At 52.4% G+C, this 25,073-nt stretch carries 17 protein-coding genes, 1 tRNA gene and 3 rRNA genes; 6 read left to right on the top strand and 15 right to left on the bottom strand.

The window, feature by feature from the left end:
• Window positions 1-31: 31 nt before the first annotated feature.
• The 5 genes from fabY to typA all read right to left on the bottom strand — a co-directional run bounded on the left by fabY (window position 32) and on the right by typA (window position 4,990).
• Complete coding sequence (fabY, locus tag NYE92_RS14500) at window positions 32-979, bottom strand: fatty acid biosynthesis protein FabY (RefSeq protein ID WP_026020958.1); 948 nt, start codon at window positions 977-979, stop codon at window positions 32-34.
• Window positions 980-1,038: 59 nt separating this feature from the next.
• Entirely contained in the window at window positions 1,039-1,476 is a 438-nt protein-coding gene (dtd, locus tag NYE92_RS14505) for a D-aminoacyl-tRNA deacylase (RefSeq protein ID WP_013027777.1), read from the bottom strand.
• The gene (locus NYE92_RS14510; protein WP_013027778.1) at window positions 1,473-2,342 is read right to left on the bottom strand and encodes a virulence factor BrkB family protein; all 870 of its coding nucleotides are present in this window, start codon (window positions 2,340-2,342) and stop codon (window positions 1,473-1,475) included. The genes dtd and NYE92_RS14510 overlap by 4 nt, the downstream gene beginning before the upstream one ends.
• 3 nt (window positions 2,343-2,345) lie before the next feature.
• Window positions 2,346-2,942 carry a glucose-1-phosphatase gene (gene yihX, locus NYE92_RS14515; protein ID WP_014332993.1) on the bottom strand — a complete coding sequence of 199 codons (597 nt, stop codon included), beginning with the start codon at window positions 2,940-2,942 and terminating at the stop codon, window positions 2,346-2,348.
• A 224-nt stretch (window positions 2,943-3,166) separates the two neighbouring features.
• Window positions 3,167-4,990 (bottom strand): ribosome-dependent GTPase TypA, encoded by a 1,824-nt coding sequence (gene typA, locus NYE92_RS14520; protein ID WP_014332992.1) that lies wholly within the window; start codon window positions 4,988-4,990, stop codon window positions 3,167-3,169.
• Window positions 4,991-5,422: 432 nt separating this feature from the next.
• On the opposite strand from typA, the gene glnA reads away from it, so the two are divergent.
• The 3 genes from glnA (at window position 5,423) to glnG (ending at window position 9,492) form a co-directional block, all read left to right on the top strand.
• Window positions 5,423-6,832, top strand: a complete 1,410-nt coding sequence (gene glnA / locus NYE92_RS14525) for a glutamate--ammonia ligase (RefSeq protein WP_014332991.1) — start codon at window positions 5,423-5,425, stop codon at window positions 6,830-6,832.
• A gap of 193 nt (window positions 6,833-7,025) precedes the next feature.
• Entirely contained in the window at window positions 7,026-8,075 is a 1,050-nt protein-coding gene (gene glnL, locus NYE92_RS14530) for a nitrogen regulation protein NR(II) (protein WP_014332990.1), read from the top strand.
• Window positions 8,076-8,082: 7 nt separating this feature from the next.
• Window positions 8,083-9,492: a nitrogen regulation protein NR(I) gene (glnG, locus tag NYE92_RS14535; protein WP_014332989.1), complete on the top strand. Its 1,410-nt coding sequence runs from the start codon at window positions 8,083-8,085 to the stop codon at window positions 9,490-9,492.
• Window positions 9,493-9,532: 40 nt separating this feature from the next.
• Here glnG and hemN read toward each other — a convergent pair whose 3' ends face one another.
• Both hemN and yihI read right to left on the bottom strand, forming a co-directional pair.
• Window positions 9,533-10,906: an oxygen-independent coproporphyrinogen III oxidase gene (gene hemN / locus NYE92_RS14540; protein WP_089517724.1), complete on the bottom strand. Its 1,374-nt coding sequence runs from the start codon at window positions 10,904-10,906 to the stop codon at window positions 9,533-9,535.
• A gap of 234 nt (window positions 10,907-11,140) precedes the next feature.
• Window positions 11,141-11,662, bottom strand: coding sequence for a Der GTPase-activating protein YihI (yihI, locus tag NYE92_RS14545; RefSeq protein ID WP_014604730.1), 522 nt, complete (start codon window positions 11,660-11,662; stop codon window positions 11,141-11,143).
• A gap of 549 nt (window positions 11,663-12,211) precedes the next feature.
• On the opposite strand from yihI, the gene yihA reads away from it, so the two are divergent.
• Window positions 12,212-12,847, top strand: a complete 636-nt coding sequence (gene yihA / locus NYE92_RS14550) for a ribosome biogenesis GTP-binding protein YihA/YsxC (RefSeq protein ID WP_259019505.1) — start codon at window positions 12,212-12,214, stop codon at window positions 12,845-12,847.
• Between the two features lie 395 nt (window positions 12,848-13,242).
• Here yihA and polA read toward each other — a convergent pair whose 3' ends face one another.
• The 4 genes from polA to NYE92_RS14570 all read right to left on the bottom strand — a co-directional run bounded on the left by polA (window position 13,243) and on the right by NYE92_RS14570 (window position 18,372).
• Window positions 13,243-16,029 (bottom strand): DNA polymerase I, encoded by a 2,787-nt coding sequence (polA, locus tag NYE92_RS14555; protein WP_029570805.1) that lies wholly within the window; start codon window positions 16,027-16,029, stop codon window positions 13,243-13,245.
• A 380-nt stretch (window positions 16,030-16,409) separates the two neighbouring features.
• Window positions 16,410-17,039, bottom strand: coding sequence for a thiol:disulfide interchange protein DsbA (dsbA, locus tag NYE92_RS14560; RefSeq protein ID WP_259019105.1), 630 nt, complete (start codon window positions 17,037-17,039; stop codon window positions 16,410-16,412).
• 25 nt (window positions 17,040-17,064) lie between these two features.
• Window positions 17,065-18,051, bottom strand: coding sequence for a serine/threonine protein kinase (locus tag NYE92_RS14565; RefSeq protein ID WP_013027790.1), 987 nt, complete (start codon window positions 18,049-18,051; stop codon window positions 17,065-17,067).
• A 45-nt stretch (window positions 18,052-18,096) separates the two neighbouring features.
• Window positions 18,097-18,372, bottom strand: coding sequence for a YihD family protein (locus tag NYE92_RS14570; RefSeq protein WP_013027791.1), 276 nt, complete (start codon window positions 18,370-18,372; stop codon window positions 18,097-18,099).
• A gap of 52 nt (window positions 18,373-18,424) precedes the next feature.
• Between NYE92_RS14570 and mobA the strand changes: the two genes are divergently transcribed.
• A complete protein-coding gene (gene mobA / locus NYE92_RS14575) occupies window positions 18,425-18,997 on the top strand; it encodes a molybdenum cofactor guanylyltransferase MobA (RefSeq protein WP_022622398.1) in 573 nt (190 codons plus the stop codon).
• Entirely contained in the window at window positions 18,997-19,512 is a 516-nt protein-coding gene (mobB, locus tag NYE92_RS14580; RefSeq protein ID WP_022622399.1) for a molybdopterin-guanine dinucleotide biosynthesis protein MobB, read from the top strand. Before mobA ends, mobB begins: the two co-directional genes overlap by 1 nt.
• A gap of 312 nt (window positions 19,513-19,824) precedes the next feature.
• Here mobB and rrf read toward each other — a convergent pair.
• The 4 genes from rrf to NYE92_RS14600 all read right to left on the bottom strand — a co-directional run bounded on the left by rrf (window position 19,825) and on the right by NYE92_RS14600 (window position 25,025).
• A 5S ribosomal RNA gene (gene rrf, locus NYE92_RS14585) occupies window positions 19,825-19,940 on the bottom strand.
• A 229-nt stretch (window positions 19,941-20,169) separates the two neighbouring features.
• Window positions 20,170-23,077: ribosomal RNA gene (locus tag NYE92_RS14590) — 23S ribosomal RNA — on the bottom strand.
• 241 nt (window positions 23,078-23,318) lie between these two features.
• Window positions 23,319-23,393: transfer RNA gene (locus NYE92_RS14595), tRNA-Glu, on the bottom strand.
• 90 nt (window positions 23,394-23,483) lie between these two features.
• Window positions 23,484-25,025 (bottom strand): 16S ribosomal RNA (locus tag NYE92_RS14600).
• The 16S, 23S and 5S rRNA genes sit together here with 1 tRNA gene alongside, the layout of an rRNA operon.
• Window positions 25,026-25,073 lie beyond the last annotated feature (48 nt).

Below are 25,073 nucleotides of genomic sequence, written 5' to 3' on the forward strand. Positions count from 1 at the left end.
ACACACAGGGCCGCAATCGCGGCCCTGTCGTTTAATTGATGCGCGCCCCTGAGCCGCCCTCTTCGAGCGGTCCGTCCGGATCCACAGGCAACACGATGTACACGGCTTCAAATACCGCACCACACTCATCATCACCGAATAGCTGCACGTCCAGTTGAACACGGGCTTTGCGACCCCGTGCCAGGCGATCGAGATCGCCACTCAGTGAGCCAAGGTCGGCAATAGCACCCGGCCTGCCGGTGATCGGCCGGCTATAGCGAATATGCGCATCGGCCAGAATAATGGTGCCACCGAGATGGCGCTCACGCAGCAGCAGCCAGATCAGCCCCCAGCCGGTAAGCGTGGCCAGCGAAAACAGGCTTCCGGCAAACAAGGTATGATGCGGGTTTTGATTACCTGTTTCCGGCATGGTGGTAATAAATTTTTGCCCGGTATATTGCAGAATCCGCACGCCCATTTTTTCACTCAGGGGGATGTGCTCGTACCAGGCCTGCTGTAGCTGCCCGCACCAGTCCGCGCGGTGTAAGATATCATCCAGCGTAACAACCGGCTTAATCATTAGAAAGTGGCGCACCGGCGTGGTCTGTGGAGCAGTAATTTCGCCCTGATTGACATATCCGAGCTTGGCAAAGAACGCCACCGCATCCTCACGCGCACTGCACGTCACACGTTTGACGCCTTCCTGACGCGCAACCGACTCCAGCGTCATCGCCACCAGCGTGCCCAGGCCTTTCCCCTGAACGGTTGGGTGTACGGCTAAAAAACGGATCGCCGCCTCATTATCCGCATTGATGTAAAGTCGCCCCACCGCAACGGGTTTACCCTGCTCATCCACTACCATTTGATGATGCGCTAACGCATCCCAGGCATCCCGTTCAGAACCCTGGGGTTGATGCAGCGGCTTTCGTAACATTTCCCAGCGGAACTGATAATAGACATCCAGCTCTTCCGCCGTTTGTGGCACACGAAGATGATACATAAAATGTTTCTCTCGGTCTGATGCGGGATGGCGGAGGTTTAGCCGCGCGGTATGCGGCGTCATACCTGTAACCAGAATGTCACTGGCCCGTCGTTGACCAGCGCGACCTGCATATCCGCGGCGAAACGGCCATTCGCGGTCATCACGTCATGGCGACGGCAACACGCGCTGAAATAGTCATACAGCCGTTCTGCTTCTTGTGGCTCAGCCCCGCCGGAAAATGAGGGGCGCATGCCCTTTTGCGTATCGGCAGCCAGCGTAAACTGAGACACCACCAGCACACTGCCGCCCGCCTGTTTGACGTTCAGGTTCATCTTGCCCTGGTCGTCACTAAAAATACGATAGCCCAGCACGCGCTCCGCCAGCCGCTCGGCGCGCTTGTCATCATCACCTTTTTCAACGCCCAACAGTATTAACAATCCCTGTCCGATTTCACCCACAACAGCGTTATCAATACTGACGCTGGCACGCTGAACGCGTTGAATTAAAGCAATCATCCGTCCTCTCGTTCTTTTTCTCTTTCCTGCCGTTTGAACTGGCGGTAGTCATCTAAGGTCACGGTAATTTCCGCACCGAGAAGTACGATACACCAGGTCCAGTAAACCCACAGGAATAAAATGGGGATCACCGCCAGCACACCATAAATCAGCTGGTAAGACGGGAACATCGTAACATAGAGCGCAAAGCCCTTTTTCCCCAGCTCAAACAACAGTCCGGCGACCAGCGCCCCCGTCAACGCATCGCGCGAAGGAACCCGCTGTGTCGGGACAATACTGTATAACAGCCAAAACGACAGCCACGATAAGAGCAGCGGAAAGAAACGCAGCATCTGATCGACCAGGCTGGTTACGCCCGTCACGTTGATCCATTTCAGCGACAGCAGATAAGAGCTGATGGCTAAACTGGCACCCGCCAGCAAGGGCCCGAGCGTTAATATCATCCAGTAAACCGCAAAGGAATAGACCAGCGGCCGCTTTTTGTCGCTGCGCCAGATCGCATTCAGCGCCGAATCCACGGAATGCATGAGCAACAGCGCCGTTACGATCAACCCCACCGCGCCCACGGCCGTCATCCGGTGCACGTTTGCCACAAACTGCTCAAGGTAACGTTGCAGCGTGTTACCCGCAGCGGGCATGAAGTTGGTAAAAATGAAATTCTTAAGCTGTACGCTAATATCAGAGAACACAGGAAACGCAGCAAACAGCGCAAAGACCACGGCAATCAACGGCACCAGCGCCAGTAACGAGACAAAGGCCAGGTTGCCTGCCTGCGTCGTCATGGCATCATTATCAATGCGCTTCCACAGCAGCTTAAGCCACAACCAGAACGCATGAAGCCCGGGGCGAAAATGACGTAACTTCATGGCTTAATGCTGACCTGCAAACCAGTCCGGCACGGTTGTGCTGTCGGTTACCAGCACGCTGTTAATTCCCAGCGCCCGCGCGCCCTCAATATTCGCGGCATTGTCATCGAAGAACACGGCCTGATCGGCGCTCACCCCTTCAGCATCTAACACATGCTGATAGATTCTCGCTTCAGGTTTACGCATGCCCAGCTCCTGTGACAGGTAGATCTTGTCAGCCGCCTGCTGTACGTCAGGATATTGCGTTGGCCAGAAGGTACAGTGCAGGGCGTTGGTGTTGGAGAGAATCACCACCCGATGTCCCGCCTGTCTTAGCTGGTGCATTACGGCCAGCGTCTCCGGCCGGACACCCACAAAAACCGCCTGCCAGCCTGCCGCGAACTGTTCATAGCTCAGCGCGATATCCAGCTTCTCACACAGGGCTTCTGCAAAGGCCTCATCACTGATTTCGCCGCGCTCATGCTGTTCAAATGCGTCATCCATATGGAAGTGGCTTTGAAGCGAAGCCAGCGGCACGCGGCTGAGGTCACTCCAGACGCCCAGTACGCGGTTAAAGTCGATATCGATAATCACATTGCCCAAATCAAAGATATACAGCATGGTGCCTCCTCGGGTTCCCTGGATCATTCACTCTAGCGGTAAAAGCGCAGCCTGAACAGGCAGCCTGGATGAGAAAAACAGAAACAGTAAATTAAGGCACGACGACACAACGTTGAAAGGGCGGAGAGAAGAAGTTACGGGCTGGTTTAGGGTAGATTTAACTCTGGGTAGCAATCGCGCAGGAAAAAAAAAGCCCCGTTTAAACGGGGCTTCCTACAGCGCAGTTATGCGTCTTTACCGCCGCGTGAAGCACGCTTACGGTCGTTTTCAGTCAGGTGACGTTTACGGATACGCACTGACTGAGGGGTCACTTCGACCAGTTCGTCATCATCAATGAACTCGATAGCCTGCTCAAGTGTCATTTTGATAGGTGGAACCAGCGTCGTCGCTTCGTCAGTACCGGAAGCACGCATGTTAGTCAGCTTCTTACCGGTCAGGCAGTTTACAGTCAGGTCGTTAGAACGACTGTGAATACCGATGATCTGGCCTTCATAAACTTCTGCACCGTGACCCAGGAACAGCTTGCCGCGATCCTGCAGACCGAACAGGGCGAACGCAACCGCTTTACCCTGACCGTTAGAGATCAGCACGCCGTTCTGACGCTGGCCCACTTCGCCCGCACGAATATCATCGTAGTGACTGAAGGTGGAGTACAGCAGACCGGTACCTGAGGTCATGGTCATAAATTCGTTACGGAAACCGATCAGGCCACGGCTTGGGATCACGTAGTCAAGACGTACGCGGCCCTTGCCATCTGGATCCATGTTTTTCAGGTCGCCTTTACGCTCGCCCATGGCTTGCATGACTGAACCCTGATGCGTTTCTTCGATATCCAGCGTCACGTTCTCGAAAGGCTCTTGCTTACGGCCTTCGAATTCGCGGAAGATAACTTTCGGACGGGATACCGCCAGTTCGAAACCTTCACGACGCATGTTCTCGATCAGAACAGACAGGTGCAGCTCACCACGGCCCGATACGCGGAACGCGTCAGCATCTTCGGTTTCTTCAACACGCAGTGCTACGTTGTGAACCAGTTCTTTGTTCAGACGCTCAAGGATCTGACGAGACGTCACGTACTTACCTTCTTTACCGCAGAACGGAGAGGTGTTGACGTTAAAGAACATGGTAACCGTTGGCTCATCCACGCTCAGTGCTGGCAGCGCCTGCACGTTCTGCGGATCACAAATGGTGTCAGAAATGTTCAGCTCGCCCAGACCGGTAATCGCAATGATATCGCCTGCTTCTGCCAGGTCGCTGTCAATACGCTCCAGGCCCAGGTGAGTCAGCACTTTACCGACTTTACCGTTACGGGTTTTACCTTCGCTATCAATGATAGTGACTTGCTGGTTAGGCTTCACTTTACCGCGCTTGATGCGGCCGATACCGATAACGCCCAGGTAGTTGTTGTAGTCCAGCTGAGAGATTTGCATCTGCAGCGGGGCATCCGCTTCAACCTGTGGAGGCGATACATGGTCGACAATAGCCTGATACAGCGGGGTCATATCGTCAGCCATGTCTGTGTGCTCAAGACCGGCAATACCATTCAGCGCCGAGGCGAAAATGATAGGGAAGTCGAGCTGCTCGTCAGTCGCATCCAGGTTAACGAACAGGTCAAATACCTGATCAACAACCCAATCAGGACGCGCGCCAGGACGGTCAACTTTGTTGATAACCACAATCGGCTTCAAACCATGCGCGAACGCTTTTTTGGTTACGAAGCGGGTTTGCGGCATAGGGCCATCCATCGCATCTACAACCAACAGTACCGAATCCACCATAGACATTACGCGTTCAACTTCACCACCGAAGTCGGCGTGTCCTGGGGTATCAACGATGTTGATACGGTAGTCGTTCCATTTAATGGCGGTATTTTTTGCGAGGATGGTAATCCCACGCTCTTTCTCCAAATCATTGGAGTCCATCACGCGCTCGGTGGCTTCAGTACGGGCATCGAAAGTACCGGACTGTTGCAGCAGTTTATCAACCAGGGTGGTCTTTCCATGGTCAACGTGCGCGATGATGGCGATGTTACGCAAATTTTCGATCACAGCTTTTTTGCCTCAGGCATTAGAAATAACGCGGTATTGTACACGGATTAAGCGGGAGACTGAACACGATCACACTTTTCACTGAAAGTTTATTGCATTGTCGCAAAATCGCACTAATAGGCGTGCAAAATTTGCACTGTGTCGATGTTTTGCACCAAAAAAGTGCTCACTTTCAACCCAACCGCACACAAACAGTGCAATGCAACTATCATGGTGCATGACCTTTATGACAAAAAGGTGCATGACAGCGCGATTTTGTGCAAAGAAATAAAGTTGGCACAGAATTCGCTTTGTATTATCCAGATGAAAACGATGTAAGACAACGGTTACAGAGCTGGTCAGGATCAGATTCAGGAAAGACAGTTAACAGTCGTCTATTCCGTAACCCGGTTCTCGCCATGTAGACAATGACCATTTCCAGGAGAGTTGAGTATGTCCGCTGAACACGTTCTCTCGATGATGAACGAGCATGAAGTTAAGTTTGTTGACCTGCGTTTTACCGATACCAAAGGTAAAGAACAGCACGTTACTATTCCGGCTCACCAGGTTAACGCTGACTTCTTCGAAGAAGGCAAGATGTTCGATGGCTCTTCCATCGGCGGCTGGAAAGGCATTAACGAATCAGACATGGTGCTGATGCCGGATGCAACCACGGCGGTAATGGATCCTTTCTTTGAAGATTCGACCCTGATCATTCGTTGCGACATTCTTGAGCCAGGCACCATGCAGGGCTATGACCGCGATCCACGTTCTATCGCCAAGCGCGCGGAAGATTACCTGCGTTCTTCAGGCATTGCGGATACCGTTCTGTTTGGCCCAGAGCCAGAGTTCTTCCTGTTTGACGATATTCGTTTTGGTTCTTCAACTTCGGGTTCTCATGTTGCTATCGACGATATCGAAGCAGCCTGGAACACCGGCAAAGAATACGAAGGCGGCAACAAAGGCCACCGTCCAGGCCTGAAAGGCGGTTACTTCCCGGTTCCACCGGTTGACTCATCACAGGACATCCGTTCTGCCATGTGTCTGACCATGGAGCAAATGGGTCTGGTTGTTGAAGCCCATCACCATGAAGTTGCAACAGCAGGTCAGAACGAAGTGGCTACCCGCTTCAATACCATGACCAAAAAAGCTGACGAAATTCAGATCTACAAATATGTCGTTCACAACGTGGCTCATGCCTACGGCAAAACGGCGACCTTTATGCCAAAACCGATGTTTGGTGATAATGGTTCCGGTATGCACTGCCATATGTCGCTGTCTAAAGGCGGTCAGAACCTGTTCTCTGGCGATAAGTACGGCGGCCTGTCTGAAATGGCGCTGTTCTACATTGGCGGCATCATCAAGCATGCTAAAGCTATTAACGCCCTGGCGAACCCAACCACCAACTCCTACAAGCGTCTGGTGCCGGGTTATGAAGCGCCGGTGATGCTGGCCTATTCAGCGCGTAACCGTTCAGCCTCAATCCGTATCCCGGTTGTTGCCAGCCCGAAAGCACGTCGTATTGAAGCGCGCTTCCCGGATCCAGCGGCTAACCCATACCTGGCGTTTACCGCACTGCTGATGGCGGGTCTTGATGGCATCATCAACAAGATCCATCCTGGCGATGCGATGGACAAAAACCTGTATGACCTGCCACCGGAAGAAGAAGCTGAAATTCCAAAAGTTGCAGGTTCACTGGAAGAAGCGCTGATTGCCCTGAACGAAGACCGCGAGTTCCTGACCCGTGGCGGCGTGTTCACTGATGACGCGATCGATGCCTATATCGAACTGCGTAAATCCGAAAACGATCGTGTGCGCATGACGCCGCACCCGGTTGAGTTCGAACTGTACTACAGCGTTTAATTTCAGAATAAGCAAATGGGTGCCGCAGACAGATCTTGCAAAGGCGGCACCGATAGTCTGAAACGTTTTTTTGTTGCCGTGGAAACTTTAGCCCATCTTCGGATGGGCTTTTTTCTCCGCGAATTCATCGTTCATTCGCTTTAATTCCGGCTTAAAGATTACAATGCACTAAATCAGTGCAGAGGAACGCTGTATGGCAACTGCCTCACTGCCCGATGCCGGGCAGATTCTCAATACCTTAATCAACAGTATTTTGTTGGTGGATAACGATTTGGTTATTCACTACGCCAACCCCGCGGCACAGCAATTACTGGCGCAAAGCTCGCGTAAATTATTCGGCACGCCGTTACCTGAACTGACCGGCTACTTTTCGCTGAATGTCGAGGTAATGCGCGAGAGTCTTGAGGCGGGCCAGGGCTTTACGGACAGTGAAGTTACCCTGGTGGTCGATGGTCGGGCACATATTATGTCGCTGACAGCGCAGCGCTTGCCTGATGGCCTGATTTTGCTGGAAATGGCGCCCATGGATAATCAACGTCGCCTGAGCCAGGAACAACTCCAGCATGCTCAGCAGGTTGCGGCACGCGATCTGGTGCGTGGGCTGGCTCATGAGATTAAAAATCCGTTAGGCGGACTGCGCGGTGCGGCCCAGCTGCTGTCTCGCGCCCTGCCCGATCCCGCGCTGAATGAATATACCAAAGTCATTATTGAACAGGCCGATCGCCTGCGGAATCTGGTGGATCGCTTATTAGGGCCGCAACAGCCCGGGATGCACATCACCCAGAGTATTCATCAGGTCGCCGAACGGGTGGTCAACCTGGTCTCGATGGAGCTGCCAGAAAATGTGTCTCTGGTCCGCGATTACGATCCCAGCCTGCCGGAGTTGCCCCACGATCCCGACCAGATCGAACAGGTACTGCTGAATGTGGTGCGTAATGCGCTGCAGGCGCTGGGCGAGGACGGTGGCACGATAGTCATTCGCACCCGTACCGCCTTTCAGCTGACGCTGCACGGTACGCGGTATCGCCTGGTCGCCCGTATTGATATCGAAGATGACGGTCCCGGCATTCCGGCTCAGCTTCAGGATACGCTGTTTTATCCGATGGTAAGCGGACGTGAAGGCGGAACCGGTTTAGGTCTTTCTATTGCCCGTAGCCTGATTGATCAGCATTCAGGAAAAATTGAGTTTAACAGTTGGCCAGGTCATACCGAATTTTCGGTTTACCTGCCTATTCGCCAGTGAGGTTTCTATGCAACGAGGGATAGTCTGGATCGTCGATGACGATAGCTCCATCCGCTGGGTGCTTGAACGCGCGCTCACTGGAGCCGGTTTGAGCTGTGCGACCTTTGACAGTGCGAACGACGTCCTGAACGCATTAGCGACAAAAACGCCGGACGTTTTATTGTCAGACATTCGTATGCCCGGAATGGACGGGCTGACGCTGCTAAAACAGATTAAACAGCGCCATCCCATGCTCCCGGTCATCATCATGACGGCGCACTCCGATCTGGATGCCGCGGTCAGTGCCTATCAGCAAGGGGCGTTTGATTATCTGCCCAAGCCGTTTGATATTGATGAGGCTGTTGCGCTGGTCGAGCGCGCCATCAGCCACTATCAGGAACAGCAGCAGCCACGTAATCAGCCTGTCAGCGGCCCGACCACCGATATTATCGGCGAAGCGCCCGCCATGCAGGATGTGTTTCGTATTATTGGCCGTCTCTCTCGCTCGTCGATCAGCGTTCTGATCAACGGGGAATCCGGTACGGGTAAAGAACTGGTTGCGCATGCGCTGCATCGCCACAGCCCTCGCAGCAAAGCGCCGTTTATTGCCCTGAATATGGCCGCGATTCCCAAGGATTTGATCGAGTCAGAACTGTTTGGTCATGAAAAAGGGGCGTTTACCGGTGCCAATCAGATCCGTCAGGGCCGTTTTGAACAGGCCGATGGCGGCACGCTGTTTTTAGACGAAATCGGCGATATGCCGCTGGATGTTCAGACACGACTGCTGCGTGTTCTGGCTGACGGGCAATTTTACCGCGTCGGCGGCTATGCGCCGGTAAAAGTTGACGTCCGTATTATTGCCGCAACGCATCAGAACCTTGAACTGCGGGTGCAGGAAGGCAAGTTCCGTGAGGATTTATTCCATCGTCTGAACGTCATCCGCGTGCATCTGCCGCCGTTGCGTGAGCGCCGTGAGGATATCCCGCGTCTGGCCCGTTATTTCCTCCAGGTTGCGGCACGGGAACTGGGGGTTGAGGCCAAGATTCTGCACGCGGAAACCGAAACCGCGCTGACACGTCTGCACTGGTCGGGTAACGTGCGCCAGTTGGAGAATACCTGTCGGTGGTTAACCGTTATGGCTGCGGGACAGGAAGTGCTGATCCAGGATCTTCCGCCAGAGCTGTTTGAATCCAGTACCCCGGAAAGCCCTACTCAGTCGTTGCCGGATAACTGGGCAACCCTGCTGGCGCAGTGGGCTGACCGCGCCTTGCGTTCCGGTCATCAAAATCTACTGTCTGAAGCCCAGCCGGAGATGGAGCGTACGTTGCTGACCACGGCGCTCCGTCATACTCAGGGCCACAAACAGGAAGCGGCACGTTTGCTGGGTTGGGGGAGAAATACCCTGACGCGTAAGCTCAAAGAACTGGGGATGGAATAAGAAATCCACTGCCGGAACAGCGCAGGCTGCTCCGGCTTTTTTATATGACGCGTGAAAACTGCTGCTGCCGCGCCTTGTGACGTAGATACGCATCAAAGCACATACAGATATTTCGAATCAGCAAGCGTCCGGCTCCCGTCACTCTCAGGTCCGTTGCATGCTGCTCCACCAGCCCATCACTAATCAGCGGTTTTAACAGCGCCATGTCTTCCGCAAAATAGCGTTCAAACTGAATATTCCACTGCGCTTCGACCGTGCTGAAATCAAGTGAGAAATTGCAGATCAGCCTTTTAATCACGTCGCGACGTAAGCAGTCGTCTTCACTGAGCAGTAATCCGCGCCACAGGCCATGGCCCTGTTTTTCAACCTGACTGTACCAGTCGTTAAGCCCTTTCTGGTTTTGCGCATAGCTGTCGCCGATCATGCTAATCGCAGATACGCCAAGCCCCAGCAAGTCACTGTCGCCCTGTGTCGTATAACCCTGAAAGTTGCGGTGCAGTTTTCCTTCACGTTGCGCGACTGCCAGCTCGTCCTGCGGTTTAGCAAAGTGATCCATACCAATAAACTGATAGCCCTGTTGGGTCAGCGTGGTAATGGTCTGCTGGAGGATATCCAGCTTCTGCTGTGCTGAGGGCAGCTCATCTTCTTTAATTTTACGCTGTGCGGCGAACAGCCCGGGGAGATGGGCATAGTTAAAGACGCTGAGGCGATCAGGATCCAATGCGATAACGCGCTGCAAGGTATAAGCGAAGCTTTCAGGCGTTTGCAGCGGCAACCCGTAAATCAAATCGATGCTGGTTGAACGAAATCCCTGCTCGCGCGCCCGCGCCATCAAGGCAAAAATAACCGCTTCATCCTGTACCCGATTCACCCGCTCCTGCACGGCTTTATTGAAATCCTGCACGCCCATGCTCAGGCGATTGAAACCACACGCGCGCAGGTGATCGATCATATCCAGTTCAATTTCACGTGGATCGACCTCGATCGACATCTCTGCGTCGTCGATAAAGGTAAAGTGCTGCTTCAACAGCGCCACCAGCCGGCTGATTTGCTGTTTATTAAGGAACGTGGGCGTTCCGCCGCCCCAGTGCAGCTGGCTAACCTGACGACCCTTAAACAGCGGTGCGCGGGCAGTGATCTCCTGCTCAAGCGCATTCAGATAACGGTCGGCTTTATGCAGCTGACGCGTGACAATCTTATTGCAGCCACAGAAGTAGCACAGGCGATGACAGAACGGGATGTGGATATACAGCGATAAGGCACGTTGCGGATAACGTTCAATGGCGTGTCTGAAGTCGTTATCGGTAAACTTATCGTTGAACGCTAAGGCGGTGGGATAAGACGTGTAACGCGGACCGGCAGAGTTATATTTTTCAATTAACGCCTGGTCCCACTTGATCTGCATTGCTGACATGCTCACTCCTTCCGCTTACGTTGCCGTCGTAAAGGTCGCGATCCAGAAGGAAAGAGAGGTGAGCGGGCGGAAACCCGACGTAAACGCTGCTTCAGACGCGACAGTCGCCGTAGTTTAAACAATAACCACAGCAGATAACATGTCATCAACAACACGAAAATTGATCCAGGCCAAAACATTGTCGTTTACCTGTTAAGCATGGCATGCGCATGCGCGCATGCCGATCAATACAGCTTAGTTACCTTTTAGCAGGCGATACATATCCTCTTCCGCCTCCTGGTCTTCCTCTTCGTCCATTTCAATACCAAGCTGTTCCATCAGTTCATCAATGCGATCCAGCGTCACGTCAAGCCAGCCCTGATCTTCTGATGACAACGTCTCACCCTTTTCAAGACGATCGAGCAGCGCATCCAGGCGCTCACTGTTCTCCAGCTGCGCCAGCTCCTCTTCAGGAGTGAGAGACACTTTTTTCTCCCTCGCCGGTTTGGCCGCAACGTTTTTCGCTTTTGCCGGTGCGGCCTTTTCGTCAGCGATCAATGCCACTGGCTTCTTGCTGCCAATACGCGGATCTTTCGCGGCGGCGCTTTGCTTGCCGTTGTTGCTCTGCGTTTGCGGATTAGCACGGCTGCCTGACGCATGGCCACGATGCTTTTTATCGCGTTTACGATCGCGCGCTTCATTATTGATATCTTCACGCGATTTACGTTTAGCTTTGGCGACAGGCTTACCTTTCGCAGCGCTTGCAGGTTGCTTCATGATGTTCGGTCCCGGTGTTTTTTATTCAGTATAGAATTGCGGCGAAATCTAGCAGAAACCAGACAAAGAAAAAAGGCGACAGCTCAAGCTGTCGCCTTATTTCATACCTTCAGCAGAAGGAATCATGTTTCAAATCCGTTTCGGCTCACAACGTCCCGGTTAATCCTGCGCCTGCTCAACTCCTGAGCGTATCCCTTTCCTTTTCCGGCTCCCATCCATAGCCATTTCCATTCCAGCCGCTCTTCGTTATCCCAACATTCCTGAGCGCATCATCCTGATGAGTGCATCCTGCACTGCTGAATAATGTAGACCATATGGTAAAAGGCTCAAGTAACACATGTCAGTCTTTAGGCGAAAAAACCTGTACTTAAGTATAATTCACTGAATTTTAATGGTTTATTTTTTTAATTATTTAACTAAAAAGAGACATAACGGGCAAAATTTATGGCAAATATCTTACAAAGGCGCCTCACCAATGGTATTGAGCACTTTCGCGCCATAACGCGTATAATCAGCGCCATTGCCCTAATGCGTTTCTGGAGTATTCCCTTGTCTGAACTGAATTACCATGTCACCCGCTTCATTCTTAGCGCACCGGACATCCGCCATTTGCCCTCTGATACCGGCATTGAAGTTGCGTTTTCTGGTCGTTCAAACGCGGGTAAATCCAGCGCCTTAAATACGCTCACCAATCAAAAAGGCCTGGCGCGAACCAGTAAAACACCCGGTCGTACGCAGCTGATTAACCTGTTTGAAGTTGCAGAAGGCAAGCGCCTCGTAGACTTACCGGGTTACGGCTATGCTGAAGTGCCAGAAGAGATGAAACTCAAATGGCAACGGGCATTGGGCGAATATCTGCAAAAAAGGCAGGCGCTTAAAGGCCTGGTGATACTGATGGATATCCGCCACCCGCTTAAAGATCTGGATCAGCAAATGATTCAGTGGGCGGTTGAGAGCGAGATCCCTGTACTCCTGCTGCTGACTAAAGCTGACAAGCTCGCTTCCGGCGCACGTAAAGCCCAGCTCAATATGGTGAAAGAAGCCTCAATGGCGTTTATGGGTGATGTGCAGGTTGAGGTTTTCTCATCGCTGAAAAAAATCGGCGTCGACAAAGTGCGCCATAAGCTGAATAGCTGGTTTAGTGAACTCGAACCTGCTGTTGAAGATCAGGGCACTGAAGCCTGACAAACCTCACAGGCTGCCGTTTTTTAGCGTCAGCCCAATAAAAAACGCCCCAGTCACAGAATGACTGGGGCGGCTAAATTCAGCCAAATCCGATTACGTGAAGTAAAAGGTCTGAAAGATAGAACATCTTACCTCTGTACCCTACGCCTCGAACTTTACCTGATTTTTTGTGAGCAACAAAGGGTTTTTTGTTGCTCTCTTTCATTTTTAGTCACTTTTTTTACCATGCTCGTCACAAAAATGAGGGTGGCATGTAGTTAAATTACAAAAAAAGTGCTTAGGCCATAATAAGTTACTGCATCGTTTTGCAGCGCCGGTACCACGGTGTGCCGGCTTCATGCCTGATCACGTGATAATGCGCCAGCGGTGGCGCATAAACGCCACCAGCCAGAGTCTTAATGCGCCTGATCCCAGTTGTCGCCTACGCCGACTTCGACCAGTAAGGGGACATCCAGCGCCATGCTGCCCTCCATCAGCGCGCGAATCTGCTTGCTGGCTTCATCGACGGCTTCAGCTTTGATTTCAAACACCAGTTCATCGTGCACTTGCATGATCATCCTGACCGCATCATCGGTTTGCTTTTGTAACCAGTCATCGACCGCAATCATAGCGCGTTTGATGATATCCGCGGCCGTTCCCTGCATGGGGGCATTAATCGCCGCACGTTCAGCAGCTTTACGACGAATGGCATTACTGGACTTGATGTCGGGCAACCACAAACGGCGTCCATCCAGCGTTTCAACATACCCGTTACTGGCTGCAAGCTGGCGCGTGTTTTCCATATAGCGCAGCACGCCAGGATAGCGCTCGAAGTACAAATCCATATACTTTTTCGCTTCGCCTGCGCCAATGTTCAGCTGGCGAGATAATCCAAACGCGCTCATGCCGTAGATAAGACCAAAGTTGATGGCCTTGGCGCTACGACGTTGTTCGCCCGTGACCTTAGACAGCGGCACGCCAAAGACCTCTGACGCAGTAGCACGGTGAATATCTTCTCCCTGGGAAAAGGCATCGAGCAGGCCTTTATCCTGTGACAGATGCGCCATGATACGCAGTTCAATCTGTGAATAGTCCGCCGCCACGATACGGTTCCCCTTGCCCGCAACAAAGGCCTGACGAATGCGGCGTCCTTCATCGTTACGGACCGGGATGTTTTGCAGGTTAGGATCGGTTGAAGACAGGCGACCGGTAGCCGTTACCGCCTGATGATAGGACGTGTGCACGCGACCGCTGACAGGATTGATCATCAGCGGCAGTTTATCAGTGTAAGTTGACTTCAGTTTCGACAACCCACGGTGCTCCAGAATGACCTTTGGCAGCGGATAGTCCAGTGCCAGCTCAGCCAGAACTTCTTCACTGGTAGAAGGCGCGCCTCCGGGTGTTTTCTTCGTCGGCTTAATGCCCTGCTTTTCAAACAGGATGACCTGCAGCTGCTTGGTCGATGAGAGATTAAAGGGCTCGCCCGCCAGCTCATGCGCTTTAAGCTCAAGCTCAGCCAGGCGCGATGTCAGCTCTTTAGAGTGCTGCGCCAGAATGGCTTGATCGATCAATACGCCGTTACGCTCGACACGTGAAATCACCTTAAGCAGGGGCATTTCAATTTGTTCAAAAACCTTTTTAGGGCCGGCTTCTTTTTCAAGCTCAGGCCACATTTTCAAATGCAGTTGCAGAGTGACATCGGCATCTTCTGCTGCGTAATGTGCAGCCTGCTCTAAAGCGATTTGATTAAATGTGAGCTGATTTTTCCCTTTACCGGCGATCTCTTCAAAGGTAATGGTTTTATGATTCAGCCACCGCGCAGACAGGCTGTCCATATCATGCTTGCCCACTACGCTGTTCAGGATATATGACTCCAGCATGGTGTCATATTTGATACCGGCGAGTTCAATATCGTAGTTTTTCAGCACGCCACGATCGTATTTGAGATTTTGCCCCACTTTACTGGCGTCAGGATCTTCGAGCAGCGGCTTGAGTTGCGCAAGAACGGCATCGCGGTCGAGCTGCTCCGGCGCATCGAGGTAATCATGGGCCACAGGCAGATAAGCCGCCTCACCTGGCGCTACCGCAAAACTGAGGCCGACGATATTAGCCGTTAACGTATCCAGCCCATCGGTTTCGAGATCGAACGCAAAGACCTCGCTGTTTTTCAGCTTCTCCACCCAGGCATCTAAGGTTTGCTGATCCAGAATGGTGATATAGCCGTCAGCCGATAACAGGCTGGTGGCCTCAACGCTCGCCACCGGCTCATCGGTAAGAACCTGCTGGGCTTGCCGGTTGCTTTTAGTACCCTGCAGCCATTTTCCCTCTTGCAGGTCGGTCAACCAGCGCTTGAATTCGAAACGGCTAAATAGCGCTTGCAGCGCGTTAACATCAGGTTCGCTGACCGTAAGCGCTTCACAGGGTTGATCGAGCTCGACGTCTGTTTTAATGGTGGCAAGTTGATAAGAAAGAAAAGCAACATCGCGATTCTGCTCCAGTTTCGCGGCCATGGTTTTTGCACCGCGAAAAGAGAGATCGGCGACTTTATCAAGATTGTCGTAAATGGACTGCATCCCGCCCAGCCCCTGCAGCAGCGCCTGGGCTGTTTTTTCACCCACGCCGGGTACGCCGGGAATATTATCTGAGCTGTCCCCCATCATCGCCAGAAAATCGATGATCAACGACGGTGGCACACCATACTTCTGCTCAACCTCTTCTGGGCCAAGAATGGTATTCGTCATGGTATTGATTAGCGTAATGCCCGGTGTGACAAGCTGCGCCATATCTTTATCGCCGGTGCTGATCAGAACAGCGTGGCCTTTTTTCTCTGCCTCTAACGCCAGCGTACCAATCACATCGTCCGCTTCAACGCCGCTGACAGCCAACAGCGGCAAGCCCATCGCACGCACCATTTCGTGCAGCGGCGCTATTTGTGACCGCAAATCATCAGGCATCGGTGGGCGGTGGGATTTGTAATGTTCAAACAGTTCATCCCTGAAGGTTTTGCCTTTAGCATCAAACACCACAGCAACATGTGTAGGGCTGTACTGTACCAACAGGCTTTTCAGCATGTTGAGCACGCCATACATAGCACCAGTAGGCTCACCTGCGCTGTTGGTTAGCGGCGGGAAAGCGTGGTACGCGCGATAAAGATAGGATGAGCCATCAACCAAAATCAGGGGGTTTTCTGCTATTTGCGCCATATGTCTGTGTATTCTTCGTTGCCATGGATTGGCCTATAAGGATGCCACACCTTGGCGAAAAGGGTTAATCAAGACAAACAGGGAGTGACGTTTTTCGTGCTTCTGTAATGAGGATCGCAACGATCTTTCTGTGGATAACTTTGTGCGTAAAAATTATATCAATAGTTTATTTATGTCATAAAAAAGATTAAGCCAAAATTAAAAATAACAAAATCATATAGTTAATATAAATCCGTGATGCGATCGTGATTTTTAATGGCATGTTTGCTTGTGTGGATAGAAAAACTGTGCTTCTTCAACAGGTCAGCGATGGGCGCACAAATTACAAATGAAAACGCCAGCGTATGCTGGCGTTTTGCAAAAAACTCAGCGTAAAACGCTTATTTTTTCTCAACCAGGAACTTCACTACGTTGGCATAATCCGCCACGAAGTTCGCCATTGAGCTGGTATCCAGACCGCCGTTATTAACCATATATTTGCCGTTAATAAACATCGCTGGCACGCCGCGCAGATCAACGTCAGACGCCGCTTTTTGCTGCTGGGCAACAAGGGCTTTTACTGCAAAGCTGTTCCAGGCCGCATCGTACTGCTCAGAAGAAATGCCCGCTGCTTTGATGAATACGTCTTTCAGGCTGGCTGCATCCGTAATCGTCTGGCTTTTCTGAATGCCATCAAAAATAGGTGAAGTCACTTTATCTTCTACGCCCAGCGCCATCGCGACGGCCCACGCATAGGTGACAACGGGACCTAAGTCGCCGCCAAGGAAGTCAACGTGGTACTTCACCATCTTCGTATCGGCTGGCAGATTCTTTTTAACTGCATCACCGACATGGTAAATTTGCTCAAACTGGTAGCAGTGAGGGCAGAAAAAAGAGAAAAACTCCATGACCTGGGGTTCACCTGCAACAGGTTTAGGCAGGCTAACGTATTGTTTACCTTCAGTGAATTGTGCAGCAGATGCGCTGAACGCCAGCACCAAACCCATCAGTGCAAAAAATATTTTCTTCATTGGGGAAAACTCTCCTGACTTTTCATTAAAATTGCGGGGCCAGCTGCAACGGAGGTTCCCGTAACACCTTTTCCTGCTCGATAAACTGCAAAATTTGCCGGCGCCAGAAATCCTCATCCGTCATCCAGGGGAAAGCGCGCGGAAAAGCGGGATCCTGCCAGCGGCGCACGACCCAGGCCAGATAATAAATCATGCGCATAGCACGTAAAGGCTCAATCAGTGACAATTCGTTAATATCGAAGTCGCTGAATTCACTGTATGCGTCCAACAGAATATCCCACTGAATACGCTGTTCCTGTCTATCGCCACTTATTAACATCCACAGATCCTGAATAGCGGGACCATTGCGGGCGTCATCAAGATCGACAAACAGCGGGCCATCGCGCCACAGAATATTGCCCGGGTGGCAATCACCATGTAAGCGTAGCGGCTGCCAGTCGCTATGCCAGCACTGCCGCAGCGTGATGCCAAGTTTATCGACAGCTTCCAGCAATGCTGGGCGGAGTGACGCAGGCACGAGCTCAGCCTTTGCCAGGACTTCTCGCGGCTGCTCCAGATATTCTTCAAGCCCTATAGATGGGCGTTGCTGAAACAGGCTTTTGCGGCCAGTTTGATGAATACGTCCCAGGAAACGGCCTACCCATTCCATCTGATCTTCGTTGTCGGTTTCATACTGCCGTCCACCCAGGCTGGGAAAGACCGCATAGTAAAAGCCAGCATGACGTTGCAGCGTATCGCCCTGCAAAACTAACGGCGCGGCAATCGGCACCTCATCATCCAGTAAATCCTGGGAAAACCGATGCTCTTCGGTGATCTGTTCTGCACTCCAGCGCTGAGGGCGATAAAACTTGGCCACATAGCGACGTTTTTCATCGTCGCTAAACTGATAAACCCGATTTTCATAGCTGTTCAGGGCGGTTAAACCAGAATCAACCCGAATACCCGTTTCCCAAAGCGCATCCAACAGGACATCAGGATTGAGTGTCTGGAAGTTAAAGGCGGCATCACTCATGGTTATCCCTGTGCTTATCTTTTCTGTTAATGGCCAAGGATAACACTACTCGTCATTTTTGATGACACCACGTGCACGTAGCAGGGCGGTTTTAAAATCGACTTCATAATCTTTTTTCAGGCCTGGAATCTGATCGTCGCTGGCTGAATCACGCATTTTTAGATGATAAATCAATACGTCATCGCTTAATTCACTTAATGGGCCAATGAAACCAGACTCGTGGGCCAGTTTTTGTAAAAATGCCAACAGGTTAAGATCGGGCTCTTTCTCCCATGCCGGTTGCAGGAGTTCAAGCAGTTCAGTCAGCCGATGGGTTTTCATAATGATTCCTCAATGCAGGTGATTCACGTCCAGAATGACACAAGGAGACAAGATGGCAGCATTTACCGGTGTAATCCTTGCTGGTGGACAAGGTAGCCGTATGGGCGGGCAGGATAAAGGATTACTCATGATGCAGAGTAAACCCCTTTACCAACACGTTCTACAGCGGTTGAGGCCGCAGGTAGACATTGTGTTAATAAGCGCTAACCGCAACATTGATCGTTATCAGCTAAGTGGTTATCAGGTCGTAACCGATTCAATCAAGGACTACCCAGGACCGCTTGCAGGTATGTTGAGCGGTTTACGGCACAGCCCCACTGATTGGGTGGCATTTTGTGCCTGTGATACACCTCAGATCCCCGATGATTTTGTTGCGCGCCTCTGGCAGGAGCGTAACAACGCACCTGCTGTATGGGTGAAATCCTCCCAGCGGGATCATCCAACCCTGGCCTTGATGAATAAGGCGATTGCCGACGATCTTGAGACATGGTTGTTACGGGGGGAGCGCAGGCTTATGCAGTTTATGCGTGAGCATGGTGGGCACCCGGTTTTATTTAGCGATCCAGAGTCAGCGTTCAGCAACATCAATACACCTGACGATCTGATCATGCAGGAGAAGTCATAATGCATATTCCGTTATTGGCCATTGTCGCCTGGAGCGGAACCGGTAAAACCACACTACTCGAGCAAGTTATACCCTTGTTAAAAGCGCAGGAAATACGTGCAGGATTAATTAAGCATACCCACCATGACATGGACGTAGACAGGCCGGGTAAAGACAGCTATCGGCTGCGTAAAGCCGGAGCCGATCAGGTTATTGTCGCCAGCGACCGTCGTTGGGCGCTGATGTGTGAAACGCCTGAGCAGCCTGTCAGCTTAATGACGTTAGTGGGACGAATGGACGGCGAACAGTTGGATGTAGTGTTAGTCGAAGGATTTAAAGATGAGCCAGTCGCCAAAATTGTGCTTTGGCGATCGGGTATTAAAGGTGAGCTAGCAGCACTGCTGGATGAGAAGGTGGTGGCTGTCGCCTGTGACGACACGACTTTAAACCTGAATGTGCCCGTTTTGAACATCAACCAGCCACAAGAAGTGGCCGCATTTATCCTGACATGGCTGGGTAAAAAGGCGCATAGCTGACAACACAATGGGTAGCGAGTGAATGATGCAGATCAGCAGCGTTCAGTAGAGGGTTTTCCCGTCTTCGAACGGCAAAGAAGGTGTAATTACCATCATCGTTAGAGCCTGTCTGCCGCGTACCAGATGACGTGCCTGTGTTTTACGTCGCTCCGCCACTGCACCCGTGCCTTGCTGCAGGTTCACCCTTGCCCGTTAAACGCCGGTAAAGGGATGCGTCCGGTCCGGAACGGCGCAGAGATGAGGGGTTATCTGGCAGAACGCAGACGTAAAAAAGCCCTGAACGTCAGTTCAGGGCTTCTTCACTTGTTTGATGCCTGGCAGTTCCCTACTCTCGCATGGGGAGACCCCACACTACCATCGGCGCTACGGCGTTTCACTTCTGAGTTCGGCATGGGGTCAGGTGGGACCACCGCGCTACAGCCGCCAGGCAAATTCTTTGTGCTCCGTCCTGCGTCTTTCACGCTGCTGCCGCGCTGGCTTCCCTCGCGCCGCTCAGTCACATACCTCAGTATGCTCCTTCACCCCGTCTCGGTTGCCGCCTTGCACTCAGCGCAAAATCCTTCGGACTCGCGTCCGCAGAACAGAACTAAATTCTTTATCCGGTAAACAATGCTGAAAATTCAAGTCGTCTCTCTACCAAAACGCCTCTGGCGTTGTAAGGTTAAGCCTCACGGGTCATTAGTACCGGTAAGCTCAACGCATCGCTGCGCTTACACACCCGGCCTATCAACGTCGTCGTCTTCAACGTCCCTTCAGGAGCCTTAAAGGCTCAGGGAGAACTCATCTCGGGGCAAGTTTCGTGCTTAGATGCTTTCAGCACTTATCTTTTCCGCACTTAGCTACCGGGCAGTGCCACTGGCGTGACAACCCGGACACCAGCGGTGCGTTCACTCCGGTCCTCTCGTACTAGGAGCAACCCCCCTCAATTCTCCAGCGCCCACGGCAGATAGGGACCGAACTGTCTCACGACGTTCTAAACCCAGCTCGCGTACCACTTTAAACGGCGAACAGCCGTACCCTTGGGACCTACTTCAGCCCCAGGATGTGATGAGCCGACATCGAGGTGCCAAACACCGCCGTCGATATGAACTCTTGGGCGGTATCAGCCTGTTATCCCCGGAGTACCTTTTATCCGTTGAGCGATGGCCCTTCCATTCAGAACCACCGGATCACTATGACCTGCTTTCGCACCTGCTCGAGCCGTCACTCTCGCAGTCAAGCTGGCTTATGCCATTGCACTAACCTCCTGATGTCCGACCAGGATTAGCCAACCTTCGTGCTCCTCCGTTACGCTTTGGGAGGAGACCGCCCCAGTCAAACTACCCACCAGACACTGTCCGCAGCCCGGATTACGGGCCTACGTTAGAACACCAAACATTAAAGGGTGGTATTTCAAGGTCGGCTCCACGCAGACTGGCGTCCACGCTTCAAAGCCTCCCACCTATCCTACACATCAAGGCTCAGTGTTCAGTGTCAAGCTGTAGTAAAGGTTCACGGGGTCTTTCCGTCTTGCCGCGGGTACACTGCATCTTCACAGCGATTTCAATTTCACTGAGTCTCGGGTGGAGACAGCCTGGCCATCATTACGCCATTCGTGCAGGTCGGAACTTACCCGACAAGGAATTTCGCTACCTTAGGACCGTTATAGTTACGGCCGCCGTTTACCGGGGCTTCGATCAAGAGCTTCTCCTTGCGGATAACCCCATCAATTAACCTTCCGGCACCGGGCAGGCGTCACACCGTATACGTCCACTTTCGTGTTTGCACAGTGCTGTGTTTTTAATAAACAGTTGCAGCCAGCTGGTATCTTCGACTGGCTTCAGCTCCGGGAGCAAGTCCCTTCACCTACGCGCCAGCGTGCCTTCTCCCGAAGTTACGGCACCATTTTGCCTAGTTCCTTCACCCGAGTTCTCTCAAGCGCCTTGGTATTCTCTACCTGACCACCTGTGTCGGTTTGGGGTACGATTTTGTGTTACCTGATGCTTAGAGGCTTTTCCTGGAAGCAGGGCATTTATCACTTCAGCACCGTAGTGCCTCGTCGTCACGCCTCAGTGTAAAGTGAACCGGATTTGCCTGGAACACACACCTACACGCTTAAACCGGGACAACCGTCGCCCGGCCGATATAGCCTTCTCCGTCCCCCCTTCGCAGTAACACCAAGTACAGGAATATTAACCTGTTTCCCATCGACTACGCCTTTCGGCCTCGCCTTAGGGGTCGACTCACCCTGCTCCGATTAACGTTGAACAGGAACCCTTGGTCTTCCGGCGACAAGGTTTTTCACCTTGTTTATCGTTACTTATGTCAGCATTCGCACTTCTGATACCTCCAGCATGCCTCACAGCACACCTTCGACGGCTTACAGAACGCTCCCCTACCCAACAACGCATAAGCGTCGCTGCCGCAGCTTCGGTGCATGGTTTAGCCCCGTTACATCTTCCGCGCAGGCCGACTCGACCAGTGAGCTATTACGCTTTCTTTAAATGATGGCTGCTTCTAAGCCAACATCCTGGCTGTCTGGGCCTTCCCACATCGTTTCCCACTTAACCATGACTTTGGGACCTTAGCTGGCGGTCTGGGTTGTTTCCCTCTTCACGACGGACGTTAGCACCCGCCGTGTGTCTCCCGTGATAACATTCTCCGGTATTCGCAGTTTGCATCGGGTTGGTAAGCCGGGATGGCCCCCTAGCCGAAACAGTGCTCTACCCCCGGAGATGAATTCACGAGGCGCTACCTAAATAGCTTTCGGGGAGAACCAGCTATCTCCCGGTTTGATTGGCCTTTCACCCCCAGCCACAGGTCATCCGCTAATTTTTCAACATTAGTCGGTTCGGTCCTCCAGTTAGTGTTACCCAACCTTCAACCTGCCCATGGCTAGATCACCGGGTTTCGGGTCTATACCCTGCAACTTAACGCCCAGTTAAGACTCGGTTTCCCTGCGGCTCCCCTATACGGTTAACCTTGCTACAGAATATAAGTCGCTGACCCATTATACAAAAGGTACGCAGTCACCCCCATAAAGAAGGCTCCCACTGCTTGTACGTACACGGTTTCAGGTTCTGTTTCACTCCCCTCGCCGGGGTTCTTTTCGCCTTTCCCTCACGGTACTGGTTCACTATCGGTCAGTCAGGAGTATTTAGCCTTGGAGGATGGTCCCCCCATATTCAGACAGGATACCACGTGTCCCGCCTTACTCATCGAACTCACAGCCTGTGCACCTTTGTGTACGGGAGTATCACCCTGTACCCTGCGACTTTCCAGACGCTTCCACTGATGCACAAGCTGATGATGGTTCTGGGCTCCTCCCCGTTCGCTCGCCGCTACTGGGGGAATCTCGGTTGATTTCTTTTCCTCGGGGTACTTAGATGTTTCAGTTCCCCCGGTTCGCCTCATACAGCTATGTATTCACTGCATGATAGTGTGACGAGTCACACTGGGTTTCCCCATTCGGGTATCGCCGGTTGTAGCGGTTCATATCACCTTACCGGCGCTTATCGCAGATTAGCACGCCCTTCATCGCCTCTGACTGCCAGGGCATCCACCGTGTACGCTTAGTCGCTTAACCTCACAACCCACAGGCGTTTATCTGTTTCACCGTAACGGCTTCACAGTTAGCTTGTAAGCTGTAAGCTTTTGAGAGACTCGAACGCGTTGTACTGTGTTCCTTATTACGGAGGAACACGACAATGCGTCGTTTCAAATTTTCAGCTTGTTCCGGATTGTTAAAGAGCAAATATCTCAAACGTGACCCTGAGGCCAGTTTTGAGATACTTCGTGGAGACACCTTTCACCTGTCACCAAGCAAGTGGCGTCCCCTAGGGGATTCGAACCCCTGTTGCCGCCGTGAAAGGGCGGAGTCCTAACCGCTAGACGAAGGGGACACTGACGTGTCTCGACTTCGCAGCCGTCTTGCTTCTTTATCTTTCTATCAGACAATCTGTGTGAGCACTTCGCGGGAAGGTATCTTCAGGTAAGGAGGTGATCCAACCGCAGGTTCCCCTACGGTTACCTTGTTACGACTTCACCCCAGTCATGAATCACAAAGTGGTAAGCGCCCTCCCGAAGGTTAAGCTACCTACTTCTTTTGCAACCCACTCCCATGGTGTGACGGGCGGTGTGTACAAGGCCCGGGAACGTATTCACCGTGGCATTCTGATCCACGATTACTAGCGATTCCGACTTCACGGAGTCGAGTTGCAGACTCCGATCCGGACTACGACGCACTTTATGAGGTCCGCTTGCTCTCGCGAGGTCGCTTCTCTTTGTATGCGCCATTGTAGCACGTGTGTAGCCCTACTCGTAAGGGCCATGATGACTTGACGTCATCCCCACCTTCCTCCGGTTTATCACCGGCAGTCTCCTTTGAGTTCCCGACCGAATCGCTGGCAACAAAGGATAAGGGTTGCGCTCGTTGCGGGACTTAACCCAACATTTCACAACACGAGCTGACGACAGCCATGCAGCACCTGTCTCAGAGTTCCCGAAGGCACCAAAGCATCTCTGCTAAGTTCTCTGGATGTCAAGAGTAGGTAAGGTTCTTCGCGTTGCATCGAATTAAACCACATGCTCCACCGCTTGTGCGGGCCCCCGTCAATTCATTTGAGTTTTAACCTTGCGGCCGTACTCCCCAGGCGGTCGACTTAACGCGTTAGCTCCGGAAGCCACTCCTCAAGGGAACAACCTCCAAGTCGACATCGTTTACGGCGTGGACTACCAGGGTATCTAATCCTGTTTGCTCCCCACGCTTTCGCACCTGAGCGTCAGTCTTCGTCCAGGGGGCCGCCTTCGCCACCGGTATTCCTCCAGATCTCTACGCATTTCACCGCTACACCTGGAATTCTACCCCCCTCTACGAGACTCAAGCCTGCCAGTTTCAAATGCAGTTCCCAGGTTAAGCCCGGGGATTTCACATCTGACTTAACAGACCGCCTGCGTGCGCTTTACGCCCAGTAATTCCGATTAACGCTTGCACCCTCCGTATTACCGCGGCTGCTGGCACGGAGTTAGCCGGTGCTTCTTCTGCGGGTAACGTCAATCGACGCGGTTATTAACCACATCGCCTTCCTCCCCGCTGAAAGTACTTTACAACCCGAAGGCCTTCTTCATACACGCGGCATGGCTGCATCAGGCTTGCGCCCATTGTGCAATATTCCCCACTGCTGCCTCCCGTAGGAGTCTGGACCGTGTCTCAGTTCCAGTGTGGCTGGTCATCCTCTCAGACCAGCTAGGGATCGTCGCCTAGGTGGGCCGTTACCCCGCCTACTAGCTAATCCCATCTGGGTTCATCCGATAGTGAGAGGCCCGAAGGTCCCCCTCTTTGGTCTTGCGACGTTATGCGGTATTAGCCACCGTTTCCAGTGGTTATCCCCCTCTATCGGGCAGATCCCCAGACATTACTCACCCGTCCGCCACTCGTCACCCGAGGAGCAAGCTCCTCTGTGCTACCGTCCGACTTGCATGTGTTAGGCCTGCCGCCAGCGTTCAATCTGAGCCATGATCAAACTCTTCAATTTAAGTTTGATTTGCTGAAACAAGTCCAGCGGTGCTCATCTGTAAAACGT

Source organism: Pantoea sp. B566, from assembly GCF_024793925.1.
In the GTDB taxonomy this organism is placed as follows: Bacteria; Pseudomonadota; Gammaproteobacteria; order Enterobacterales; family Enterobacteriaceae; genus Pantoea; species Pantoea ananatis.